Origin of the sequence: Parapedobacter sp. (assembly GCF_035556095.1) — a bacterium.
Taxonomy (GTDB): domain Bacteria; phylum Bacteroidota; class Bacteroidia; order Sphingobacteriales; family Sphingobacteriaceae; genus Parapedobacter.
The window spans coordinates 518,933-542,955 of record NZ_DATMFT010000021.1 but is presented as its reverse complement, the minus strand read 5'-3'; the positions used below and the strand labels follow the sequence as shown (position 1 = coordinate 542,955).

Annotated in this window: 15 protein-coding genes and 2 tRNA genes; 11 read left to right on the top strand and 6 right to left on the bottom strand. The window is 50.2% G+C overall.

The window, feature by feature from the left end; all coding sequences use genetic code 11:
* Positions 1–46: 46 nt before the first annotated feature.
* The 3 genes from VNQ80_RS12780 (at position 47) to VNQ80_RS12770 (ending at position 4,634) form a co-directional block, all read left to right on the top strand.
* Complete coding sequence (locus VNQ80_RS12780) at positions 47–1,177, top strand: efflux RND transporter periplasmic adaptor subunit (RefSeq protein WP_325639174.1); 1,131 nt, start codon at positions 47–49, stop codon at positions 1,175–1,177.
* Between the two features lie 28 nt (positions 1,178–1,205).
* The gene (locus VNQ80_RS12775) at positions 1,206–4,388 is read left to right on the top strand and encodes a multidrug efflux RND transporter permease subunit (RefSeq protein WP_325639173.1); all 3,183 of its coding nucleotides are present in this window, start codon (positions 1,206–1,208) and stop codon (positions 4,386–4,388) included.
* Positions 4,389–4,550: 162 nt separating this feature from the next.
* Positions 4,551–4,634 (top strand) — tRNA-Leu (locus VNQ80_RS12770).
* A 39-nt stretch (positions 4,635–4,673) separates the two neighbouring features.
* On the opposite strand, the gene VNQ80_RS12765 is transcribed toward VNQ80_RS12770, so the two are convergent.
* Positions 4,674–4,982, bottom strand: coding sequence for a DUF202 domain-containing protein (locus VNQ80_RS12765; RefSeq protein ID WP_325639171.1), 309 nt, complete (start codon positions 4,980–4,982; stop codon positions 4,674–4,676).
* A gap of 99 nt (positions 4,983–5,081) precedes the next feature.
* Between VNQ80_RS12765 and VNQ80_RS12760 the strand changes: the two genes are divergently transcribed.
* From VNQ80_RS12760 to VNQ80_RS12750, 3 genes are read left to right on the top strand one after another with little or no spacing between them, the layout of a single operon-like run.
* Positions 5,082–7,121 (top strand): S9 family peptidase, encoded by a 2,040-nt coding sequence (locus VNQ80_RS12760; RefSeq protein ID WP_325639169.1) that lies wholly within the window; start codon positions 5,082–5,084, stop codon positions 7,119–7,121.
* A gap of 15 nt (positions 7,122–7,136) precedes the next feature.
* Positions 7,137–9,704, top strand: a complete 2,568-nt coding sequence (locus tag VNQ80_RS12755) for a cation-translocating P-type ATPase (protein WP_325639167.1) — start codon at positions 7,137–7,139, stop codon at positions 9,702–9,704.
* A 49-nt stretch (positions 9,705–9,753) separates the two neighbouring features.
* Positions 9,754–10,530, top strand: coding sequence for a copper resistance protein NlpE N-terminal domain-containing protein (locus VNQ80_RS12750; RefSeq protein ID WP_325639165.1), 777 nt, complete (start codon positions 9,754–9,756; stop codon positions 10,528–10,530).
* Positions 10,531–10,599: 69 nt separating this feature from the next.
* Here the strand turns inward: VNQ80_RS12750 and tig are convergent, their stop codons facing one another.
* From tig to VNQ80_RS12730, 4 genes are all read right to left on the bottom strand, one after another.
* Positions 10,600–11,946: a trigger factor gene (gene tig, locus VNQ80_RS12745; RefSeq protein WP_325639163.1), complete on the bottom strand. Its 1,347-nt coding sequence runs from the start codon at positions 11,944–11,946 to the stop codon at positions 10,600–10,602.
* An 84-nt stretch (positions 11,947–12,030) separates the two neighbouring features.
* Positions 12,031–12,112: transfer RNA gene (locus VNQ80_RS12740), tRNA-Leu, on the bottom strand.
* 125 nt (positions 12,113–12,237) lie between these two features.
* Positions 12,238–13,182: an MlaD family protein gene (locus VNQ80_RS12735; RefSeq protein WP_325639160.1), complete on the bottom strand. Its 945-nt coding sequence runs from the start codon at positions 13,180–13,182 to the stop codon at positions 12,238–12,240.
* Between the two features lie 121 nt (positions 13,183–13,303).
* Positions 13,304–14,134, bottom strand: coding sequence for an N-acetylmuramoyl-L-alanine amidase (locus VNQ80_RS12730; protein ID WP_325639158.1), 831 nt, complete (start codon positions 14,132–14,134; stop codon positions 13,304–13,306).
* 83 nt (positions 14,135–14,217) lie between these two features.
* On the opposite strand from VNQ80_RS12730, the gene VNQ80_RS12725 reads away from it, so the two are divergent.
* The 3 genes from VNQ80_RS12725 to VNQ80_RS12715 all read left to right on the top strand — a co-directional run bounded on the left by VNQ80_RS12725 (position 14,218) and on the right by VNQ80_RS12715 (position 19,624).
* On the top strand, positions 14,218–16,851 hold the full coding sequence (locus VNQ80_RS12725) for a putative LPS assembly protein LptD (protein ID WP_325639156.1): 2,634 nt from the start codon (positions 14,218–14,220) through the stop codon (positions 16,849–16,851).
* 4 nt (positions 16,852–16,855) lie between these two features.
* Positions 16,856–18,106 (top strand): competence/damage-inducible protein A, encoded by a 1,251-nt coding sequence (locus tag VNQ80_RS12720; protein ID WP_325639154.1) that lies wholly within the window; start codon positions 16,856–16,858, stop codon positions 18,104–18,106.
* Positions 18,107–18,250: 144 nt separating this feature from the next.
* On the top strand, positions 18,251–19,624 hold the full coding sequence (locus VNQ80_RS12715) for a dihydrolipoamide acetyltransferase family protein (RefSeq protein ID WP_325639152.1): 1,374 nt from the start codon (positions 18,251–18,253) through the stop codon (positions 19,622–19,624).
* Here VNQ80_RS12715 and VNQ80_RS12710 read toward each other — a convergent pair.
* Positions 19,588–20,967 (bottom strand): MATE family efflux transporter, encoded by a 1,380-nt coding sequence (locus VNQ80_RS12710; protein WP_325639150.1) that lies wholly within the window; start codon positions 20,965–20,967, stop codon positions 19,588–19,590. The two genes, VNQ80_RS12715 and VNQ80_RS12710, sit on opposite strands and share 37 nt — an antisense overlap.
* Before the next feature lie 388 nt (positions 20,968–21,355).
* Here VNQ80_RS12710 and VNQ80_RS12705 point away from each other — a divergent pair, with 388 nt between their 5' ends.
* Together VNQ80_RS12705 and VNQ80_RS12700 are read left to right on the top strand one after the other, a co-directional pair.
* Positions 21,356–21,763, top strand: a complete 408-nt coding sequence (locus tag VNQ80_RS12705) for a Sec-independent protein translocase subunit TatA/TatB (protein WP_414692995.1) — start codon at positions 21,356–21,358, stop codon at positions 21,761–21,763.
* A gap of 6 nt (positions 21,764–21,769) precedes the next feature.
* Positions 21,770–24,016, top strand: a complete 2,247-nt coding sequence (locus VNQ80_RS12700; RefSeq protein WP_325639146.1) for a Tex family protein — start codon at positions 21,770–21,772, stop codon at positions 24,014–24,016.
* The last annotated feature ends 7 nt before the right edge of the window (positions 24,017–24,023 follow it).

Below are 24,023 nucleotides of genomic sequence, written 5' to 3'. Positions count from 1 at the left end.
GACATCAGATACGACTATTGACATACGACTATTGACTTATAAACATATGAACAATTACAAGATAGCCCCCATCCTTCTCATTGCTGCCAGCCTCGCAGGCGCTTGTGGCAATAAGCAACAAAAACAGGCGGCCGGACCGCAAGCCCAGGCCATTCCGGTTACTACGGATGTGGTAACGGAAGAAATTGTGGCAGGTGTAGATGCCTACCCCGGAAGTGTGGTACCCCTCAATGAAACCGACCTCCGCGCGGAGGTAAGCGGCTACATTACCGGTATCTTCGTGACCGATGGTGCTTCGGTTTCCAAAGGTCAGAAACTGTACGAAATCGACCGTACCCGCTATGAGGCGGCGGCGCAGCAGGCCAAAGCGAGTCTAGCCATTGCAGAAGCCAATCTAGATCGCATAACACGCGATGTGGAGCGGTACCGAAAGTTGGCCGATCAGGATGCAATTGCACGGCAGACGCTTGACTACGCCGAAACCGACCTCAACAATGCCGACGCCCAGGTAGCATCGGCCAAGGCCGCTTTGGTTACGGCCACCACAAACCTCGATAGGTCTACAATTGTGGCTCCTTTCAGCGGCACGATTGGCATTTCCCAGGTACGCACGGGTGCATTGGTAACGGCAGGAAGCACGCTGCTCAACACCATCTCATCAACCAGCCCCATTGCTGTTGACTTTGCCGTGAACCAACGGAACATCCAACAATTCGTAGCCTTGCAGAAGCAACCAGCTATCGAAAAAGATTCCGTGATCACCCTTACTTTCGCAGGTGGGACTGTGTATCCCCATGCTGGCAAAATCACGGTCATCGACCGCGCTGTCGACGCCAACACCGGTACCATCACCGTGCGTGCAACGTTCGCCAATCCCGACGACTTGTTGCGGGCGGGGATGAACACCAACGTTCGCGTTCGGACAACATCAGAAACCGAACAGCTCGTTATCCCCTACCAGGCGGTTACCGAACAATTGGGGCAGTCGGCGGTATATGTGGTTACCGATAGCAGTACGGTAGAGGAACGCCTGGTCGAGCTCGGCGCGAAAGTAGCCGACCGTGTGGTGGTACGCAAAGGGCTATCCCGCGGCGAAATGGTGGTAACGCAGGGACTGATCAATTTAAGATCTGGAGCCAAAGTGGCCGTTCAGCAGCCTGCCAAATCAGAACAGTAGATAGATTACAGTGTAGCTCAAGTGTAACATGATTTCAGAAGTATTCATAAGAAGGCCGGTCACATCCATTGTTATCTCCATACTGATCACGTTGATCGGTGCCATATCCATTACTACGCTGCCGGTAAGCCAGTACCCGAACATCACACCACCTACGGTCAATGTTTCGGCCAATTACACGGGAGCAGATGCTGAGACGGTAGAGCAAACCGTTACCACCTTGATCGAGAGCCAAATCAACGGCACCCCGGGAATGACTTATATGTCATCGAACAGCACATCGGATGGGCGTGCAAATATCACCGTTACGTTTGACGTAGGCACCGACATCGACATCGCCACGCTCGACGTACAGAACCGCGTAGGCATTGCCGAACCCGCACTGCCCGAGGCGGTACGCCGGCTGGGGGTAACCACGCGCAAAGCCAACACGGATGTGCTGATGATGATCAACCTGTTTTCGCCCAATGGTACGCGCGACCAGCAGTTTATGAACAACTACGCTAACCTCTACGTGCGCGATGCATTGATGCGTGTGGATGGCGTGGGCGACGTTATGGCGTTTGGACAGCCTTTCAGTATGCGGGTGTGGCTTGACGCCGACAAACTCGCCAACCTCAACCTCACACCAGCCGACATCAATACGGCAATCCAGGAACAGAACATCCGGATGCCCGGCGGCAGCGTAGGTGCGCGGCCGCAGCAATCCGATCAAGTGTTCGAGTTCCCCGTCATCCTCGATGGCGACCTTGATACGGAGGAACAGTTCAAGCAAATCGTTGTCAAAACGAACATTGACGGCTCCTTGGTATATCTCGATGACGTAGCCCGTGTAGAACTGGGCCAGTTTGCCTATACCATCACCAGTACCGTTAACGGTCGGACTGCATCGGGGATGATGATCAACCAGATGCCCGGCGGCAATGCGGTACAAACCGCCGAAGGCATATACCAAGCATTGGAAGCCCTCAAGGAGACCTTTCCCAGTGACCTGGACTATGTCGTGAGTTACGAAACTGTATCGGTAGTCGAAGCATCCATCAATGCCGTATTGGCCACCCTCATCGAGGCGCTCATCCTCGTTACACTGGTGGTGTTCATCTTCTTGCAAAGCTGGCGGGCTACATTAATACCCGTATTGGCCATTCCCGTATCGATCGTAGGCACGTTTATTTTTTTCAATCTGTTTGGCTTCTCCATCAACAACCTTACAATGTTGGCATTTGTATTGGCCATTGGCATTGTGGTGGATGACGCCATTGTGGTGGTGGAAGCGGTACAGCACCACATCGACAAAAACAGGCTAAGTGCCCGGGAGGCAACCCTCCGCGCTATGAAGGAAATTACCGCACCGGTTATTGCCATCGCCCTTATCCTCGCTGCGGTATTCATTCCTGTTGGTTTTATACCCGGTATGGTGGGATTACTGTATCAGCAGTTTGCCATCACCATCGCGGTTTCCGTGCTTTTATCCGCATTTGTTGCCCTCACACTCACCCCGGCATTGTGCTCCATTATGCTTAAACCCTCACAGCTCAATGAAAAGTCAACCGGTATGAATAAAGTGTTCTATCGGTTCAACAACTGGTTTGACCGGGTCACCAAGCGCTACTCGTTCGGCGTGAGAGCCGCCATCAAACGGGCACCAATCGTTATCATCATCTTGGTGTGCCTCTATGTGGGTACGTACGGGTTGTTTTCTGCCAAACCGGCTGGGTTTATCCCAACGGAAGACAACGGTATATTTATGACGGGGATCACCCTCCCCGAAGGATCGTCTGCTTCCCGAACAACGGAAGTATTGGAAGAGATGGAAGCCACATTCATGGAGGCCTTCCCCGAAATCAACAACATTACGGCCATCAATGGCATCAACCTCCTCAACCGCTCGTTCAAATCGAATGGTGCGACTTTCTTCGTACAATTGAAGCCTTGGAAAGATCGTACACGTACGGCAACGGAGATCCTGGGCCAAATCCAAGGGATGTATGCAGGCTATCCCAAAGCAACCGTTTTGGCGGTTGCCCCACCGGCTATTCCAGGATTGGGGGCTAGCGGTGGCTTCAGTATGCAAATACTGGATCAGCAGGGCGGCGATATCAAGGATTTCGAGGCTGCGGTCAGCAAGCTCGTGATGGCCGCCAACCAGCGACCGGAAATCGGCATGGCTTATACCTTGTTCAACTCGAAAACGCCAAATTATGAGGTAACCGTCGATCGGGACCAGGCAAAAAAGATGGGTATACCCCTCAGCAGTATTTACCGCACGATTTCCGGCTACCTGGGTAGCAGCTACGTGAACGACTTTACGCGTTTTGGTCGGAATTTCCGCGTGGTTACCCAAGCGGACACCTCCTACCGGATGGCGATCGAAGACATCAATAAACTGTACGTGACCAACCAACAGGGCGTATCTGTGCCCTTGAGTACCGTAGTCTCCTACGCTATCGTACAAAATCCGTCGATTATCAGCCACTACAATATTTTCCGGTCTATCGATGTAGGCGGTAGCGCCGCTCCGGGATACAGTAGCGGTGATGCACTGAATGCGCTTGAAGAGGTTGCTGCCGAGACGCTCGGGGCTGGGTATAGTTATGAGTTTTCGGGCTTAAGCCTGCAGGAAAAGGAATCAGGCAACGCGACCTTACAGATTTTCGCACTGTGTATTATTTTCGTGTTCCTCTTACTGGCCGCCTTGTATGAAAGCTGGTCCGTTCCGTTCTCCATCCTGCTTTCCGTGCCGCTGGGTATATTCGGCGCCATTCTGGCACTAACGTTCCTTCCGCATCTCGATAATAACGTTTATGCTCAGATCGGACTGGTGGCGATTATCGGATTAGCCGCCAAGAACGCAATCCTCATCGTAGAATTCGCTAAAGAGCGGGTGGATATGGGCATGGGACTACTTAAAGCAACCATTGAGGCCGTCAAATTACGGCTCCGCCCAATCATCATGACCTCGCTCGCATTTATCATCGGCATCATGCCGCTCATGTTTTCCGTGGGGGCAGGTGCCGTATCGCGCCAAACCATTGGCTGGACAGTATTCGGCGGTATGCTCATCGCTACCATTATCGGTATTTTCATCATTCCGGTGCTGTTTGTACTGATAACTAAAATGGCATACGGCAAGAAGAAACTCGCCGAACTTAAGGCAGCTTACAAACCCGAAGAACACCGGGATATGCTGCATAGCGACGAAGAAGAATAGTTGATAGTTGATAATTAGTGATTGACAATCATTAATAAATTTCTCTTATCAGCAACTTCCGAAAGCAACTGAAAATAGATAAAAATTATCTTTTATGCAGCATATTTATATTGCATATAAAAATGAATTTATCTAAGTTTGCAACCCCGAAAGGGGTGTGCCGCCCGGATGGCGAAATTGGTAAACGTTGCGGTCTCAGAAGCCGTTGGGAGCAGTCCCTTGAGAGTTCGAGTCTCTCTCCGGGCACAAAAAAGCGAATCTTGTTGGATTCGCTTTTTTATTTGGCTATTTTCTTGCCTGGTAAGCGTCCCCGCCATATTCCAGTTTATAGTCGCCGATGTGTTGTTGGCTGCGGGTAATCTTTTTCCGATGTATCGCGAAGTTGAATACGCCTACAACCAAAACGACGGCGGCAATCACGAAAAGAACATATTCGTAAATACGCCCGCCGGGTATATCCAGCAATCGGTCGACAGAAATTCCAGCTACCGCAAAATACATGGATGTCCGTAGGAACGACAGAAACGTAGACTGGTTGGCCAATATCGTCCGCTGGAGGGCTAGCCGTTCGCGAAGGATCAAATCTTTATTCATAACCCAAAGGTACGAAACGTTCACGTCCCTTACCACCACCATTTCTGTATATTACCAGACTTCACTAACTTGCAACCGTTACACACGAATATAACAACCATGAAACACAAAGCACTGATGATTGCAGCAGCGTTAGCCACCGCAGGCGTTAGCCAAGCACAACAACCACTCACCCCCGAAATGCTCTGGCAACTGGGCCGGATATCGGCAGAGTCCCTCTCTCCCGATGGCAAAGATGTGGTTTACGGGGTCACCTATTACGACCTAGCTGAAAACAAATCCGAGAAGAACCTTTTCCGCATTCCCGTATCGGGGGGCACAGCCCAGAAGCTCACCACCAGTGAGGGGGGCGAAAGTGTGGTACACATCGATAGCCAAAGCGGCGCTATTATTTACCTGCACAAGGGGCAGCTTTGGCAACTGGCTACCAACAATACCGAACCGAAGCAATTGACCGACCACGCTACTCCCCTACAGAACGTCCGCTTCTCGCCAGACGGTAAACACATCCTATTCACAACGGCCGTTCCGCTCGAGAAAATGCATAGTACCGACCGCCATGCCGATTTACCCAAATCGGATGCCTATGTGTATGACGCATTGGATTACCGGCATTGGGATACGTGGTCCAATGGGACATACAACCACGTGTTTTATGCCACATACCACAATGGTGAACTCGGCACGCCTGTCGATATCATGGCCGACGAGCCTTACCATACCCCGCAACAGCCTTTCGGCGGCAAGGAAGACGTGATATGGAGTGCCGACGGTCAAAGCATCCTCTACGTCAGCAAAAAAAGCGTTGGCACGGCTTACGCACAAACCACCAACACCGACATTTACCGCTACGAACTGGCTACCGCTAAAACCACCAACCTTACCGAAGGGATGATGGGTTATGACCAAGCACCCGCCTACAGCCCCGATGGGCAACGCCTGGCGTGGCTGAGCATGGCCGAAGACGGCTACGAAGCTGACAAAAATGATATTGTCGTTTTTGACAAAAAGACGACCCGGCGACACAACCTCACGGCTGCTTGGGACGGCACCGTAAACGCGTACCTCTGGAGCAATGATGGCCGCACCATCTGGTTTACGGCAGCCGTGAAAGGTACGGTGCAACTGTTCGAGATCCGGCTACCCAATAACCTGGCGGATGCAACCGCTGAACACATTCAGCAAATCAGCGATGGACAGCATGACATTGCGGGCATCGTAGGTCAGGCAGGCGGCCAATTAGTGGTATCGCTCACCGATATGAACCACGCCGCAGAATTGTACCGCTTTGACCTGACCAGCCATCGGCTCGCCAAAATCACATCGGTAAACGACAACCGCTATGCTGGGATCGCCAAAAGCAAGGTGGAAGCCCGTATCACCAAAGCGACAGACGGCAAGGACCTGCTGTCGTGGATCATCTATCCGCCCGATTTCGACCCCAACAAAAAGTACCCCACCCTATTGTATTGCCAAGGCGGACCACAAGGCGCGCTTTCGCAATCTTACTCTTACCGGTGGAATTTCCAGCTCATTGCAGCGCAAGGCTATATCGTTGTTGCGCCAAACCGTCGGGGAATGCCCGGCTATGGCGTCGCGTGGAACGAACAGATCAGCGGCGACTGGGGTGGCCAGGCCATCAACGATTACCTCTCGGCCATAGACGACATGGCTATAGAGCCATATGTGGATACCAATAGGCTCGGAGCCGTAGGTGCCAGCTACGGCGGATACTCCGTATTCATGCTGGCCGGAATGCATAAGAACCGGTTTAAAACATTCATCGCCCACGATGGTTTATTTGATATGCGCAGCTGGTACGGTACCACGGAGGAACTTTTCTTTGCCAATAAAGATTTGGGTGGGCCGTATTGGGATGAACGCAACCAAAAGACATATACCGACTTCAATCCCATCACCCACGTAACCCAATGGAATACACCCATTATGATCGTCCAGGGCGGGAAGGATTTCCGCGTCGGCATCGAGCAGGGCCTTGAAGCTTTCCAGGCAGCCCAGTTGCGGGGAATCAAAAGTCGGTTGCTGTACCTGCCCGATGAAAACCATTGGGTACTGAGTGCGCAAAACGCCCTCGTTTGGCAACGGGAGTTTTTCCGCTGGCTTGACGAAACACTCTGAGCGAATTAGCTATGCATGATGACTACACCCTGGTATCGCGAGAATAGCGATGACATACTGAAACGGTTAGACTCGTCTACCGACGGGTTAGCTAAAAACGCCATCGGTGCATTGCAAGAACGGTATGGGCCGAACAAACTGGAAGAAGGTAAACGAAAATCTAGACTCTCGATATTCGGCAGCCAGTTCAAAGACAACATGATCGGCATTTTGGCGATTGCCGCCGCTGTATCGTTTTTCGTGGGCGAACATACGGACGCATACGTTATACTTGGCATTATCCTCGGCAACGCATTAATTGGCTACATTCAGGAAAACAAGGCAGAAGAATCTATCCGTAAGCTACAGGAGATGGCAGCCCAGCACACCACCGTCATTCGCAGCGGTGCCGCCGTAGAAATCAGCACGACAGAGCTCGTACCAGGCGATGTGGTTGTACTCGAAGCGGGCGATATCGTTCCAGCTGACGGGCGACTGTTCCAGATCAACGGTCTCAAAACCGATGAAGCTATTTTAACCGGCGAAAGCCATTCGACGGAAAAACACACCGACCCGCTGGATGGATCGGATTTACTACCCGGCGACCAAGTCAACATGGCCTTCAAAGGAACAGTGGTAAGCAGCGGGTCGGGCCGCATGGTAGTCACCGGTACGGGCATGGATACCGAGATGGGCAAGATCGCGGCCATGCTGGAACGGGAAACCCAAGAACCGCCGCTGCAACGGCGGTTGAAAAAATTCAGCAAACAACTCGTTGTCATCATATTAGCCGTTTGTGCACTGATATTCGGGTATGGGCTCTATCGTGGCGAAAAAATATTGACCATTTTCCTCACCGCGCTCTCTTTGGCCGTGGCAGCACTGCCAGAGGCACTTCCGGCGGTCATCACCATCGCGCTGGCCAACGGCGCTGCCCGCATGGTGAAGCAAAAAGCCCTTATCAGGCGGCTCCCTGCCGTAGAAACGTTGGGTTCGGTTACCTATATCTGCAGCGACAAAACGGGCACACTGACCAAGAATGAGATGACCGTAGAGAACGTATGGAACACCGAAGGAAAAGAGCAATTGTTGCTGCATGCTTTTCTGCAGAACAATGAGGTACAGTTTGACGAAGATGACAACCCATTGGGCGACTCAACGGAGACCGCGCTCGTTAGCTACGCATTAACCAAGGGGCTATCTGCTGAGAAGTCAAAAAAAACATACCCATTGGTATCCAAAATCCCATTCGATTCGGAACGGATGCGTATGGGTACACTCCACAAAGATGGCAATGGCTACCTGCTGCTCGTAAAAGGGGCTCCGGCTAAAATCGCAGAAGCGCTGTCAGGTGATTACGACGACAAAAAAGAGGAGTGGCTCAAGACTAACCGTGAGTGGGCAAGCGAAGGATTACGCGTACTCTTCGTGGCATATAAATCCATGGCAACAAAGCCGGATACCGTGGATGAATCGTTGGAAAGCGACCTTGATTTCCTCGGCATGGTCGGCATGATCGATCCGCCGCGTGAAGAGGTGGTGGATGCCATCGCCCAATGTAAAACAGCAGGTATCCAACCAGTGATGATAACGGGCGACCAGCCTACTACGGCTGTTGCCATTGCGGAAAGGTTGAAACTCATTGACCGGGAAAAGGACGACGTGCTGACCGGAAAAGACCTCAACGAACTGGATGATGGCGAATTGAACGAAAAGGTAAAACATGCTACCATCTATGCGCGCGTATCGCCAGAACAGAAGTTGAACATCGTGAAAGCCCTACAGCACAACGGTGAGTTTGTGGCGATGACGGGCGACGGGGTGAACGACGCCCCTTCGCTGAAGCAGGCAGACATCGGCGTAGCCATGGGAATAACTGGTTCTGATGTGACTAAGGAAACCGCCCATATGATCCTGTTGGACGACAATTTCGCCACCATCGTGAAAGCCATCAAAGAAGGGCGCCGCATTTACGACAACATCCGCAAGTTTGTGCTGTATGTATTGTCATGCAATTTGGGCGAAATACTGGTCATCTTTTTCGCCCCGATTTTGGGGCTTGCCATCCCGTTACTGCCTATACACATCCTGTGGATTAACCTCGTAACCGATGGGCTGCCCGGTCTTGCTTTGGCGGCCGAACCGGCAGAAAAAAACACCATGGAACGGCCACCCCGCGATCCGAAGGAAAACCTATTCGCCGGGGGGCTTATCCCACGGATGGTCGTAACGGGATGCATTATGGCCATTGGTGCATTTACCTTACAGTTTATGGCTGTAAACCGCGAATACGGAATAGCCCTACAGCAAACGATGGTTTTCTCGATGCTTGCTTTTGTACAACTTGGAAATGCCTTGATTGTACGAAGTTTGGATAGGTCGATCGTGCAAATGCCACTGTTTAGCAACCCGCTGCTGATGGGCACCGTGGTCGGCTCCATTGGCCTTCAGCTGCTGCTTATATATACGCCGTTGCTGCAACCTATATTTAAAACCGAAGCACTGCCGTGGGATGCCCTGGGACTAATGGCCACGGTTTCTATAGCCTGTGTAGCGCTTATTGAACTAACGAAGTTATCGATTACCAAAATATCCAAAGCTTGATGGTTTTGGTATATTTTATGCTTATTAATCTTACTAAAATATAAGTGCCATGAATACAACGAAATTACTAAAGGCGGCCGCAGGTGCAATGATCGTTACATTAGCCATTGCTGCATGCCAAACAAAAAAAACAGTGGGTAATGACGGTGCAGACCCTGCCCACAACAGCCGGAATTCGGTCGATTGGGCTGGTACGTACCAGGGCACATTACCCTGCGCTGACTGCCCGGGAATTCGATACACAATCACGTTAAACGACGACGACACCTATGTGGTGAAAACGCGTTACCTTGAACGAGGTGATTCCGTGTTTACCGAGTCTGGTACCTTCGCCTGGGATGAAAATGGCGGAAAAATCACCCTGGCTGACCGGGGAGAAAAATTCCAGGTGGGTGAAAACAAGCTGTTCCACCTGGACATGGAAGGCAACCGCATTACGGGCACGTTGGCCGAACATTACGTACTCGCCAAGATGTCTGACCAAATTACCGACCGGTATTGGAAACTCATTGAAGTCAGCGGCCAAGCCGTAGCGGATAAATCGACCCAAAAGGAACCGTACATCCAGCTGAACAGTGAAGATAACCGAGTCCAGGCCACCGGGGGGTGCAACGGCATGGGCGGCACCTACGAGTTGAATGAACCCAACCGCATCAAATTTTCACAACTGATAGGTACACTGATGGCGTGTGAAAACATGGAAGTTGAAAACGGACTGAAACGGGCATTGGAGTCGGCCGATAGCTACCATGTGCACGGCGACACCCTCCAACTTTTCCGTGCCCGGATGGCACCGTTGGCTAAGTTTGTAGCCAAAGCACAATAAAAATAAGGTATCATAAAAAAAGAGGCGTCTCAAGGCGCCTCTTTTTTATGCATCAATCTATGAACGATACTATTTCAATTCGAGGAATTTGTTGTACTCGATTTCCTTCTCTTCCAACTTCACCAGCCCCTTCAGGTAGTCAAATACTTTCAACGCTTTCACTTCATCGAATAATCGGTTGGCCTGTTCCTTATCGCCCAGCAACTGCACGGCATATTGCGCGAGCTGCTGGTCATCGATTTCCTGACCAGGGTTGTACATTTTCAACTGTGCGGAAATCCGTTCCTTTGCCAATGCAAGCACCTCTTCATACTTCACTTCCAATCCGTTCTGAGTGATGATACGATTTTCAATCAACGTCCATTTCAGGTTTTTCACAAAGTCTGCAAAGCCTTCTTCCAACTCATCTTCTTTGATTTCCGGATTGGTTGCCTTCAGCCACCGTTTGAGAAACGCTTCTGGGAAATCGGCCTTCACCGTGTCAAGGCCTTTCAAGTAAAGATCATTCTGCAACCTCTGGGTGGCGTTCTGCACCAACATGTCTTCGACCTCTGCCCTTACTTTCTCCTTAAATTCGGCTTCGGAGGAAACCACCCCTTCACCGAATACCTTGGTGTAGAATTCTTCATTCAATTCCGCCTCTTCAAGGCGATTCACATTCTTTACAGTTAGCTGGAACTGTGTATTCTCCAGTGCCTCAACATCCTCTTCAGGGATGCCCGTAATACGGGCAATATCTGCTGCCGATTTGAATGCTTTCTTGATATCGATGGTGACCGTATCGTCTTTCTTCAGACCGATAAGGGCTTTCTTTATTTTCTTATCGTCAACCAAGTCCGTACGGACCGACGCCATATTAATAATACCGTTTTCCGGTTCGCTGCCATCGGCATCCAGCTGTTTCAGTTCGCTGTACAGTACGTCGCCCTCATCAGACACTTCGGGGTTCGTCATTTTGCCATAACTGCGGCGCAGATTTTTCATGCGTGAGGCCAACGTCTCTTCATCAGCTTTGATGACGTACTGGGTAAATTTGGATTTTTCGGTAAACGGTATATCGAACTGTGGCGCAAGTCCCACTTCATAGGAAAAAGAAAAATTATCGGCAAAGTCCCAGTTGTAATCGGCATCATCTTCCTTCGGCAACGGTTGCCCTAGGATCTCGAGTTTATTATCACCGATGTAAGCATTGATTTTATCACTCACCATCCGGTTCACCTCATCAATCAGAATCGCCTTACCGTAGGTACGTCTGATGTGAGACACCGGTACCATACCGGGCCGGAACCCCGGTAACTTGGCTTTTTTTGCTTGTTCTTTAATCGCTTTATCTACTTGGGGATTGTAATCATCAGGGGCAAGGTCCACCGTGATGACAGCATTGGTTTCGTCGATGTTTTCGTGTGAAATATTCATACTCAATTTTAAGCGTTTATCGCATTTACATAAAAAATCCTTCCGATTTTCCGGGAGGATCCCGATGTTTCGGAAGGATTCAAGTGCGGAAGAAGGGACTCGAACCCCCACGCCTTTCGGCGCCAGATCCTAAGTCTGGTGCGGCTACCAATTACGCCACTTCCGCATAGGATTTTTCTTTGGACTGCAAAGATAAGGGTTATTCCATAAAACGGCAATAACTTTTTGCTTTTTTGCTATTTGCTATTTGATTCTTGGCTCAAATCAATACATCGATCTACAAATCAGCACTCACTTATCCTTACGCCCGAACACAGAAAAATGCACATATCGGCCGGGCCGGGCTTTCATGTCGGCAATCAATTCTTCCAGGTTTTTGGACGCCTGGTTAAGGTTATCGTACAGCTGTTCGTCGTTCAGAAGCATACCGATGGAGCCTTGACCTTGGTTGATACGGTCGGTAATCGATTGGAAATCGGCCATCGCCTTATTCGCACTGGTAATGGTCTGTGCGAAATCGGCCTTTGCCACTTGGTCCGTGATGCTATTCAGATTGACCAATACATTGCCGATGCGCTCGTTGTTTTCTTTGAGGTTGTTGGTAATCGATTCAACATTGGCCACAATATGGCTGATACGGTTTCGCTCGGATACCACTAGGCCGTCCAACTGCCGGGTGATTCCCTCAAGGTTTTGAAGTGAATTGGCAATACTGTTGATGCTGCGATTGAAATCACGCTGGAAATCTTTATTGATCGTGTTGTTGATGGAATTCAGTACCGAGTCAAGAACCGCCGCAATATCCTGGGCTTTTTTCTGTATCGGTTCTACCTGCTCCATGATGTTTTTCTGTATACCAGCCGGCAGCTCGTCGCCATCTTTTGCGTAGACGGCGCTATCGCCGAGTTCAAAGACGATGGCTTTTCCGCCCAGCAAATCCGTACTAGAAAGGAACGCTACGGTATTTGCCGGAACCGCATAGTCGCGATTGACCTTAAACTCCGTACGGATGCGGCCATCCTGCTGCAACTCCATCTTCGATACACGGCCGATCTGGTAGCCGTTTACCAGAATCGGCTTCGACTCCGTGAGCCCATCCACACGTTCGTAAATCGAATAAAGAGTAACTTCGCGGCTAAACACGTCATTGCCCCGCAAGAAGCTATATCCCAGAATCAATATTGCAATGGCGACTACCGCCAATATTCCTACTTTGGTTTCGTTTGCTATTTTCAAGAGTACCTTTCGTTTTCGTCTGTTAAGCTATAATCTGTTAAGCCATAATTCGCTAAGCTAAGAAAAGCTTGTCAATAGTGCAAAACAACTTTAATGCCGATATTGTTTAGCAACCGGGGTTTTAACGCTCCACGTGCCTTTTATACGACTTAATCGCGTTGACCATATTTTTAACAATCTCCGCCTGCCCGCTTTCTGACACCATGTAGGTTTCTTCGTTGGGATTGCTCAGAAAACCGATCTCAGTTAATACAGCCGGCATCCCGGCCCGTGCAAGCACGGCCAAGCTCTGTTCTTGTACCCCCCGGTCGACCCTGCCCGATTTAACATATTCATCCTGCATAAAGGACGCCAGATTGATGCTCTGTTCACGATATTGGTTTTTCATCAGCGAAAAAACAATGTAACTGGCCGGGTCGTTCGGGTCAAACCCCTGGTAATTTTCTTCGTAGTTGTCTTCTAGGAGGATATCGGCATTTTCCCTTATTGCGGCATCTTGTTCGCCCAAGCGACCAAACCCAGATACGAACGTTTCGGTACCTCTAACGGTTTTGTCTTGGGCGTAATAATACTTGCCCTTGCTGTTGCGACGTTTGCGCAAGGGAGTCGCATTGCAATGAACAGAAATAAATAGGTCCGCACGGTTTCGATTGGCAAATTCGATGCGTTTGTACAAATCAACGTCTATATCGGTTGTCCGAGTGTACAGTACCTTTACACCAGGTATCTCTTTCTCGATAGCCTTGCCCAATTTCAAAACCACTTGCAGCACCACGTCTTTTTCGAGCGATTTTGCACCGTTGGTTCCCGGCTTATCCCCACCATGCCCTGCATCCAGCACCACAGTACGAACGGTATATACCGTATCTTGATGTTGGTTTGCAAATAATATGGCTGGGAGTGTAACTAACGAAAGGAAAAAAAGAAAAGGCGCAATGAAACGTTTTGTCATATCTGAAAACACCGAAGTCCTAACTATTTTAATTAATTTTGTACGCAATTCTGATATTGCAAAAATACTATTCGTTGTCAAATTTGAGGTCAGTTGTTGTTTTTTTTTCTTACGTCTCACTATTCTTAACGATATTCTCGGCCATTTCAGTATTTGGCCAGGAAATATCGGAGCCGGATAGCACCCGAATCGACACACTCAAAAACGGAACTGACACACTAGCGTTGGACTCGCTGGGAGCGGCGAAAGACAGCACACAGCGGAGGCGGACCGATGGTTTGGAAGCTGTAGTGACTATTGTTGCCCAAGACTCGCAAGTCACCGATATCCGCAATAACATCATCCATCTTTATAAAGAAGCAAAAATCAAATATGAGGGATTTGAACTAGCGGCTGACTACATACGAATAAACAACAACACAAATGAGATTTTTGCGAGTGGCATATTCGACCATAACAACAAATATGTAGGCAGGCCCGTTGTCATCTTTCCGAATGAAACCCCCAAGGTGGTCGATTCCCTACGTTACAATTTCAAATCAGAAAAGGGGGACACGTGGGGCATTTTCACAGAAGTCGAGGGCGGTTTCATCCAGGCGAATAGGGTGCGTAAAAACCAATACAACGAGATGTCGCTCTACCATGGCATATACAGCACCTGTAACCTCCCTGAGCCCCACACCCATTTCGGCATCCATATCAGCAAAGGTATCGTTACCGAAAATCAGATCATTTCGGGCCCTGCCTACCTCGTGATGGAGGGGGTGCCGCTGAAATTCATCACCATCCCGTTCGGATTTTTCCCTAAGCCGAATAAACGCGCATCAGGGTTTCTTTTCCCTACATTCGGCGAAGAATTCAACCGGGGTTTTTTCATGCGCGATATGGGTTGGTACCTCGCGTTCAACGATTATTGGGACAGTGAAATCCGGGGTACCTTGTACTCAAAAGGCTCGTATGAAGCATCCCTAAGTACCCGTTATCGGGTCAACTACAAATTCAATGGTGGCTTCAATTTCCGCTATGCCAACACCAAAAACGGCGTGGAAGGGACCGACCAATACCGGTCGACAAAAGACTTCAACGTAACGTGGAACCACACCCAATTGCAGGAAGCCAATCCCGGCACCACCTTTAGTGCGAATGTGAATTTCGGTACGAGCTCATACACCCAAAACACCGCCGCAGGTGCCTCTTACAACTATGACGAGATTACTCGCAATTCAATGAATTCGAGCATCAGTTATGGGAGGACGTTTCTTGATGGCAAGGTTAACTTCACGAGCAGCTTACGGCACTCCCAAGATATGGCGGCCAAAACCGTCTCACTCGACCTGCCTACCTTTTCACTCAGTGTGAGCTCATTCAACCCATTTGATTCGAAAGATCGCATCGGTGAACAGAAATGGTACCAACGGATTAATGTGAGCTACTCGCTGCGGGGCGACAACATCCTCAATGCGAAAGAAACCGGATTATTCAGTAAAGAAACCCTAAGCCAATTCCAGCATGGCTTCCAGCACAGTATCCCGGTGAGCCTATCGCTCAACGCCTTAAAATACTTCCAGTTCAACACCAGTGTAAGCTATAGTGAGGGCTGGCACTTCCAGACCTACCGCCGGCGATTGGAGAACACGCCTAGTGGATTTGAAGAGCTACGCGATACGGTGAATGGATTTCGGCGTTCTTACAACTATTCCGTATCGTCTGGCCTATCCACCAAAATTTACGGGATGTATCCCAAAATCGGGAAGATACAAGCCATGCGCCATGTCATCACGCCCTCGGTAAACCTCAACTACCGGCCCGACTTCTCCGACCCCCAATATGGGTTTTACCGCAGATTCATCGACGCCCGCGGCGAAGAAACCCTGTATTCCATTTTCCAAGGCAGCCGCTACGGATCGCCGGGGAGCGGCCGCTCTATGGGCATTGGATTCTCAATCGACAATAACCTGGAAGCCAAAATATTGAGCAAAAAGGACACCACCGATGGCGGTGTCAAAAAAGTACCGATACTACAGGGGTTGACGTTCAGCGGCAACTACAACTTCGTGGCCGATTCATTCCAACTTTCCAACATCAATTTCTCAGGTCGCACCGCCTTGTTTAACCAAAAAATAAACCTCAATTTCAACGGCACGTTTGATCCGTATGCCTTCGACAGTCAGGCCAATCGGCGCGTAAACCGATACATGATCAAGGATGGCAAGCTGGCGCGGCTGACCAACTTCGGGCTGTCGTTCGACTACAGCTTTAACCCCGCTGCCAACAAAAGCCGACAAGAGGGTCTTGATTCGCTGGACAACCAAAAGGCCAATATGACGCCCGAACAGCAACAGCAACTGGCACGTATTAGCTCAGACCCAAATGCATTTGTCGATTTCAACATCCCTTGGAACCTCGCGGGGTCTTTCAGCTTTCAATATTCGAACCCGGGTTACCGGAAAAACATTACCGCCACGCTCAATATCCATGGCGATTTCAGCTTGACACCCAAGTGGAAAGTACAGTTCAATTCGGGGTATGACTTCCGGCAAAAAGAGGTATCACTTACCCGATTCAGCATCTATCGGGATCTGCATTGCTGGGACATGTCCTTTGGCTGGGTGCCTTTCGGACGGTTCCAAAGTTATAACGTCACTATTCGAGCGAAGGCATCCATATTACAGGATTTGAAATTGACAAAACGAAACGACTCTTTCGGGGGTTTCTAATGATATGCAAGCAGAAATCATCACCATCGGCGACGAAATACTTATTGGCCAAATCATTGATACCAACTCGGCGTGGATGGCACAACAGCTGAATGCCATCGGCATCCACGTGAAGCAAGTAAGCTCGGTAGCTGACCATCCGGCAGACATCATCGTTGCCCTCACACTCGCTTCCGGGAGGGCTGATCTGATTTTTATTACCGGCGGATTGGGTCCTACGAAAGACGATGTGACGAAGCAGACGCTTTCGGTATATTTCGGATGCGGCCTCCGCCGCGACCCCGATGTGCTTGCCCATGTCGAATCCATCTTTAGCCGCAATGGCCGGCCGATGCTCGAAATGAACCGGAAACAAGCCGACGTATTGGATAAAAGCGATGTTCTTTTCAATGCCATGGGTACCGCACCGGGCATGTGGGTCACCCACAAGGGGAAACCGTATGCCATCATGCCGGGCGTACCGTTCGAGATGAAACACCTCATGCAGGAACGTGTGTTGCCACGGCTCCGCCAAATGGAAGGCCGTCAACCGCTGTGGCACCATACCGTACTGACTGCTGGCATCGGCGAGTCGTTTCTAGCCGAGAAGATTGCCGATATTGAAAGCGCACTACCATCCCATATCCACTTGGCCTACCTACCCAAACCCGGATTTGTACGGCTTCGGCTTACCGCTACGGGAGCAAACCTGGAAATACTCAAACAGGAAACCGCGGCTGTTGCGGACCAATTGAAGGAACGTTTGGGCGACTACTTCATCGCCAACGAAGATACCCTATTGGAAATGCTGATCCGGGACTTCATGCAACAACGAAGCCTATCGCTGGCTACGGCTGAGAGCTGCACAGGCGGAAATATTGCACGGCTGATTACCGCACTGCCGGGTAGCAGCTCCATGTTTGAAGGCGGTGCCGTAACCTATTCAAATGCCGTGAAGCAAGCGATACTCGGCGTAAAAGCGGAAACACTCGAAACACACGGCGCGGTGAGTGAACAAACCGTACGTGAAATGGCCTCGGGTGCACAAAATCGTTTCCAGGTAGACTACGCTATTGCCGTGAGTGGTATCGCCGGGCCGGAAGGTGGCACGGCAGAAAAGCCTGTCGGACTGGTTTGGATCGCTGTAGCCGGCAAGACGGGCGTTGTTGCACACAAGTTCCTATTCGGCCATGACCGGGCAATCAATATCGAACGGTCATCGGTGGCAGCACTGTTTATGCTTTGGCGGTTGCTACACGCAGAACGTGGTGAATAAAAAAAATAGTGTGCGTCTCACGAAGTCAATCGTTATTTTATTCGGACCAACCGAATATATTCAGAATAAAATTTCGTTGTTTTATTTTTAGTCAATTATTTATGTAACTTAGGCGCGTTTCAAACAGTAAAACGGAGAATCGTTATGGCGACATACAACTTACAGCTACCCCGAATGGGAGAAAGCGTATCGGAAGCAACGATAGTCAAATGGCTGAAACAACCCGGTGATTACATTGAGGAAGACGAACCGGTATTGGAGGTCGCCACCGACAAAGTGGATTCCGATGTGCCTTCCCCGGTTTCGGGCAGACTCAAGGAGCAGCTTTTCACCGAAAACTCAGTTGCGCAAGTGGGCGACGTCATCGCCATCCTCGAGGTCGATGGAGCAGCCAGCGACGAATCTATCAAAGCCGAAGAGATCCCCGTTGAAGCAGCGGAGATTCCGGGCGTGGACCAATTGGAGGATGATAAGACATCGTCGCCGTCAGCTTCCAAAGACGCCTCTGCCCGCTTTTATTCCCCATTGGTTAAAAACATAGCGACAGAAGAAGGGATTACCCCACAGGAACTCGACAGCATTCCAGGAACGGGTAATGAAGGGAGAGTAACCAAGCAGGACGTGCTTGATTACCTGGCTTGGAAAAATAATCCAGGCGGACCGGATGCTTACGGAAATATAAAGCGAGCTACAACCGTTGTCTTCTCGCAACCACCGCCCGAATCCCAACACACGGCCAACGAAACCTCGCTGGAGCCCCCCGTCAATGGCTCGTCACCGGAAACATCCGTTACCCTTCCAATTGCTCCCCAAGATGAAATCATCGAGATGGACCGTATGCGCCGGCTAATCGCAGACCACATGGTTAAAAGCGTGCAAACTTCTCCCCACGTGTGTTCTTTTGTGGAAGCCGACGTCACCAATCTCGTCAACTGGCGCAATAAGATAAAAGGGGCTTACGAAAAAAGAGAAGGCGAAAAAATTACGTTCACCCCGATATTCATCGAAGCTGTGAGCAAAGCGCTCCGTGATTTCCCGATGGTCAACGTCTCCGTTAATGGGACGCAAATTATCAAAAAGCGCCATATCAATATCGGTATGGCCGCAGCCCTTCCATCAGGAAACCTAATTGTGCCGGTAATCAAAAATGCCGACCAATTAAGCCTGGTGGGCCTAAGCAAAGCTGTCAACAATCTGGCAAACCGTGCCCGCACCAACAAATTGCGTCCCGACGACACGCAAGATGGCACATTTACGCTCACCAATATCGGTGCATTCGGCAACATTATGGGTACGCCCATCATCAATCAACCACAAGTGGCGATATTGGCCGTGGGCACCATTACCAAAAAACCCGCGGTAATTGAGACGGAGCATGGCGACATGATTGGTATCCGGCACATGATGTTCCTGTCCCTCTCCTACGATCATCGGGTTGTGGACGGTGCTCTTGGTGGCCGCTTTGTGAAACGTGTAGCCGATTACCTGGAAAACTGGGATTCAAACCGGGAAGTTTGAAGTGCAGAAAGCACCTTGCGGTACCTTATATACAGCAACACCGAAGAAGTGAGCAAGCCAAGGGTGAGACCATACCATATGCCAATTACCCCCAATTCCAACACGATGCCCAGTGAATATGCCGTGGGAAGCCCGATGACCCAATAAGCAATAAAAGTAATCAATGTGGGGATATTGACGTCACCGACACCCCGCAATATCCCTAATCCTACCACCTGAGTACCATCAAATAGCTGGAATAATCCGGCAATGATGAGGAGTTGGGCGGCGATGCCGATAACTGCCATATCCTTCGTGAAAATCCAAGGTAAGTATTGGTTCAGCAGGGCAAACAACAGGGCACTTACACCCATGAAGAGCAACACGATGTGGTAACTGGAAACTGCGAATCGACGTAAGCGAAAAAAATTCTGCTGACCGAAATTATTACCGGTTTTGATCGTCGCCGCCGCTGCAATACCACTTGCCATCATATATGTCAGTGCAGCGAGCGTGATCGCAACTTGGTGAGCCGCCTGCTCATTGGCACCGATCGTGCCGGCAATTACCGCAGCCGCAGCAAATGCCCCTACTTCAAACACGTACTGCATGGCTACGGGCGCACCGATTTTCAATATCGAGCAGCTTCGCGATACATCCATATAAAACAACCTAAACCGCTCCAAATACGCCTTGAAATTGACCGAACGGAATAGGTAAGCACCCATTACCACGGCCATCAAGCAACGGTCTATCAACGTGGCATACCCCACGCCGCTAACGCCCATCGGCTCTATACCAAACATTCCACGAACGAAAACGATGGCCAGCACCACATTAAGCGCATTTCCCCAAATCGTGATGCGCATAGCCTGTTTCGTAAACCCCAATCCTTCAGCGAACTGCTTGAAGGCACTGAAAACCATTAACGGCACAATGGATAAGCTCAAGATAAAGAGGTAAGGCTTGGCTTCCCGAACCACTGCGGGGTCTTGGTCGAGGTGATCGATGGCCGCCATTGAACCGAAATACACCAAGCAGAACAGCCCGGCACCGGCACATAGGTTGATCCATATGCTATTGGACAGCAAGGCACCACATTCTATGTAGTTCTTACGGCCGTTTTCTTGCGCTATCAATGGCGTTAGACCATAGGCGATACCGAGACCGATGACCATCACAATCATGAATATGCTATGCACCAACGATACTGCTGCCAGCGGAATCGTACCGGCAAAATGGCCCACGACTATGCTATCGGCCACTTGGACCAACATATGGCCAAGCTGCGAAATCATCACTGGACCGGCCAGCACTAATGTATTGATATAATAGGGTTTGTATCGTTTCAGTTGCCAGCCCATGCCTGTAAATCATTGCATTTTTGAAGCCGCAAAGGTACAATATTGCGCCGAATCACTCGTATCGATTTGGATCAGCGAATCAAATGCAATCGAAGAGTAACTCCGATCAGGAACCGCCGACCAGCGTTTACCAACGCTGATTAGCGATGAAAAGCCGCTAATAGCCTTTTACGCGCTGCAGGCAATTGTTTGCCATATTGTCCGGGCCGGAATAATGGGGCCAAGCACAATTATACGGTATATTAAATGGCTTTTTAATCAATTATAGGTGGAAAAATAGGGCGAGCCATGGATATAAAAAAATTTACCCCTACCTTAGCAGGTGGAAAATTGAGCTATTGTTATGTTGAGTACTGTAATTGCATTCTTAAACATTGGAACGAGTGAGATGATGCTCATTGTGTTCGTTGCATTATTGCTTTTCGGGGGCAAAAAACTTCCGGAATTAGCACGGGGGCTGGGGCGTGGCATACGTGAATTCAAGGATGCATCGGAAACCATTAAACGCGATATCAGTGACCAGATCAATAATTTCGAAAAGGACCTGGATGTGAAAGATGCCATCGTGGAGGACCACGAGCCTAAAAAACTGAATGAACATAATCCAGCGGCACCGGCAGGCACATACCAACACAACCCCGAGCCTAGCCGTGAGCCCGACTACTACGGCACTCAGGGCCCCTATTATCACAACGACCACGACGCTGGCGATAATACCAAAGCAGGCACTGAAAGTAACGACACATCCGATACCGAAAGCCCACAGCAACCGGTCAGTGACGAAAAGAACCCCTAAGGGAATATGAATCACCACATCCGTATTGGCGAAGAACTTGCGTTGTCTGCAAAGCAGGTAAGCACGGCTATTTCCCTTCTCGATGAGGGAGCCACAGTTCCATTCATAGCGCGCTACCGCAAGGAAATGACGGGTAGTCTCGACGAAGTACAACTTACCCAAATCCGCGACCGGTTCTACCAGCTGCGCGAGTTGGACAAACGCCGCGACGCCATCCTCAAATCACTCCTTGACCTCGGGAAGCTTACGCCCGAATTGGAGGAAAAAGTACGTGCTGCGGAGACAATGACCACACTGGAAGATACGTACCTCCCTTATCGGCCCAAACGTAAAACCCGTGCAAGTGTCGCGCGCGACCGGGGGTTGGAACCCCTCGCACAATTGGTGCTGCTGCAAAATGGCACGGACATCCTTGCCGCTGCACAAACCTATGTGGATACGGCGAATGGCGTAAACGATGTAGAATACGCATTAGCGGGCGCACGTGACATCATTGCTGAAATCATCGCCGAAGACGCAGCAATCCGAGCCAAAACGCGGCAGGTTTTCCTCGAAAAGGGAATGTTCGCGGCACGGGTGGTGCCCGGGAAAGAGGACGCCGCATTGAAGTACAAGGACTACCACGAGTGGACGGAGCCGCTGAAGACTGCTCCCTCCCATCGCATTTTGGCCATGCGACGAGGCGAAAAAGAGGAACTGCTCTACCTGGATATCGAAGTACCCGAAGGTGACATACTCCCCCTTTTAGACAATGCTTATGTGAAGGGAGCAGGCGAAGCAAGCACACAAGTGCGCATGGCCATGCTCGACGGATATAAGCGGCTGCTCAAGCCTGCCATGGAAACCGAAGTACGAATGCTTACCCGGCAACGCGCCGATGACGAGGCTATACGGGTATTCACGGGCAACGTACGGCAATTATTGCTGGCCGCCCCCATGGGGCAAAAACGCATCATGGCCATCGATCCAGGATTCCGTACCGGCTGTAAGACCGTATGTTTGGATGAGCAGGGTGCACTGCTTGAAAATACGACCCTATTTCTCCATACCGGCACCGGCGGCGCAGAACAGGCTGCCCACACGATCCGTGCCCTCATCGAAAAACATCAGTTGCAAGCCATCGCTATCGGCAATGGGACGGCTGGACGCGAAACAGAAGCATTTGTACGCAAATTGGATATCCCCGGCATAGCCGTCGTGATGGTGAATGAAAGTGGTGCTTCCATATATTCCGCCTCCGAAACCGCCCGTGCAGAATTTCCAGACCACGACGTGACTGTACGCGGCGCCGTTTCCATCGGTCGGCGACTCATGGACCCGTTGGCCGAATTGGTCAAAATTGATCCAAAATCAATCGGCGTGGGCCAATATCAGCACGATGTGGACCAATCCAAGCTACAAATAGCGCTTGACGACACCGTGGTTAGTTGCGTTAACGCCGTGGGTGTCGAACTCAATACCGCGTCTAAGGAAATCCTGTCTTACATCTCTGGTTTAGGACCTTCCTTAGCCCAGCAAATCATTAATTTCCGCCAAACACATGGCGCCTTCCGTAACCGCGAGTCGCTGAAACAAGTACCGCGATTGGGCGAAAAGGCCTTTGAGCAAGCTGCTGGCTTCTTGCGGATACGGAATGCTCAAAATCCGCTGGACACCAGTGCGGTTCATCCCGAACGTTATCCCCTGGTAGCCCAAATGGCGGCCGATCTGGGATGCTCGGTAGCGGACCTGCTTCGCGATGAACAACTGCGTAAACAAATCGAGCTTAAAAAATACGTCAGTGAAAATGTCGGGATGCCTACCCTGCGCGATATCTTGGCCGAGCTGGCCAAGCCCGGCAGGGATCCACGTGAACAGTTCGAGCCTTTTTCATTCACGGAAGGTGTAAACAGTATCGCTGATCTTCGTATTGGCATGCGCTTACCGGGCATCATCACAAATATCACTAATTTCGGTGCTTTTGTAGACATCGGTGTACACCAGGATGGATTGGTGCACCTCAGCCAACTGGCTAACCGTTATGTGAAAGATCCCAACGAATTAGTTAAGGTTCAGCAAAAGGTAATGGTCACTGTAACGGAAGTCGATGAAAAACGTAGCCGGATCAGCCTATCGATGAAAACGGAAGAACGCCCCGTACCCAAAAAACAGGGCGGACGGCCCCATAAACAGCGAAAGCCTACCAAGTCGCGTACTGGAGAAAATGACATGGCCAGCAAATTAGCTGCTTTGAAAAGTAAATTCGGGTCTTAGTTTAACA

Coding starts and splice junctions, on each gene's coding strand:
- VNQ80_RS12780 (WP_325639174.1), top strand. CDS start 47: ATGAACAATTACAAGATAGCCCCCATCCTTCTCATTGCTGCCAGCCTC.
- VNQ80_RS12775 (WP_325639173.1), top strand. CDS start 1,206: ATGATTTCAGAAGTATTCATAAGAAGGCCGGTCACATCCATTGTTATC.
- VNQ80_RS12765 (WP_325639171.1), bottom strand. CDS start 4,982: ATGAATAAAGATTTGATCCTTCGCGAACGGCTAGCCCTCCAGCGGACG.
- VNQ80_RS12760 (WP_325639169.1), top strand. CDS start 5,082: ATGAAACACAAAGCACTGATGATTGCAGCAGCGTTAGCCACCGCAGGC.
- VNQ80_RS12755 (WP_325639167.1), top strand. CDS start 7,137: ATGATGACTACACCCTGGTATCGCGAGAATAGCGATGACATACTGAAA.
- VNQ80_RS12750 (WP_325639165.1), top strand. CDS start 9,754: ATGAATACAACGAAATTACTAAAGGCGGCCGCAGGTGCAATGATCGTT.
- tig (WP_325639163.1), bottom strand. CDS start 11,946: ATGAATATTTCACACGAAAACATCGACGAAACCAATGCTGTCATCACG.
- VNQ80_RS12730 (WP_325639158.1), bottom strand. CDS start 14,134: ATGACAAAACGTTTCATTGCGCCTTTTCTTTTTTTCCTTTCGTTAGTT.
- VNQ80_RS12720 (WP_325639154.1), top strand. CDS start 16,856: ATGCAAGCAGAAATCATCACCATCGGCGACGAAATACTTATTGGCCAA.
- VNQ80_RS12715 (WP_325639152.1), top strand. CDS start 18,251: ATGGCGACATACAACTTACAGCTACCCCGAATGGGAGAAAGCGTATCG.
- VNQ80_RS12710 (WP_325639150.1), bottom strand. CDS start 20,967: ATGGGCTGGCAACTGAAACGATACAAACCCTATTATATCAATACATTA.
- VNQ80_RS12705 (WP_414692995.1), top strand. CDS start 21,356: ATGATGCTCATTGTGTTCGTTGCATTATTGCTTTTCGGGGGCAAAAAA.
- VNQ80_RS12700 (WP_325639146.1), top strand. CDS start 21,770: ATGAATCACCACATCCGTATTGGCGAAGAACTTGCGTTGTCTGCAAAG.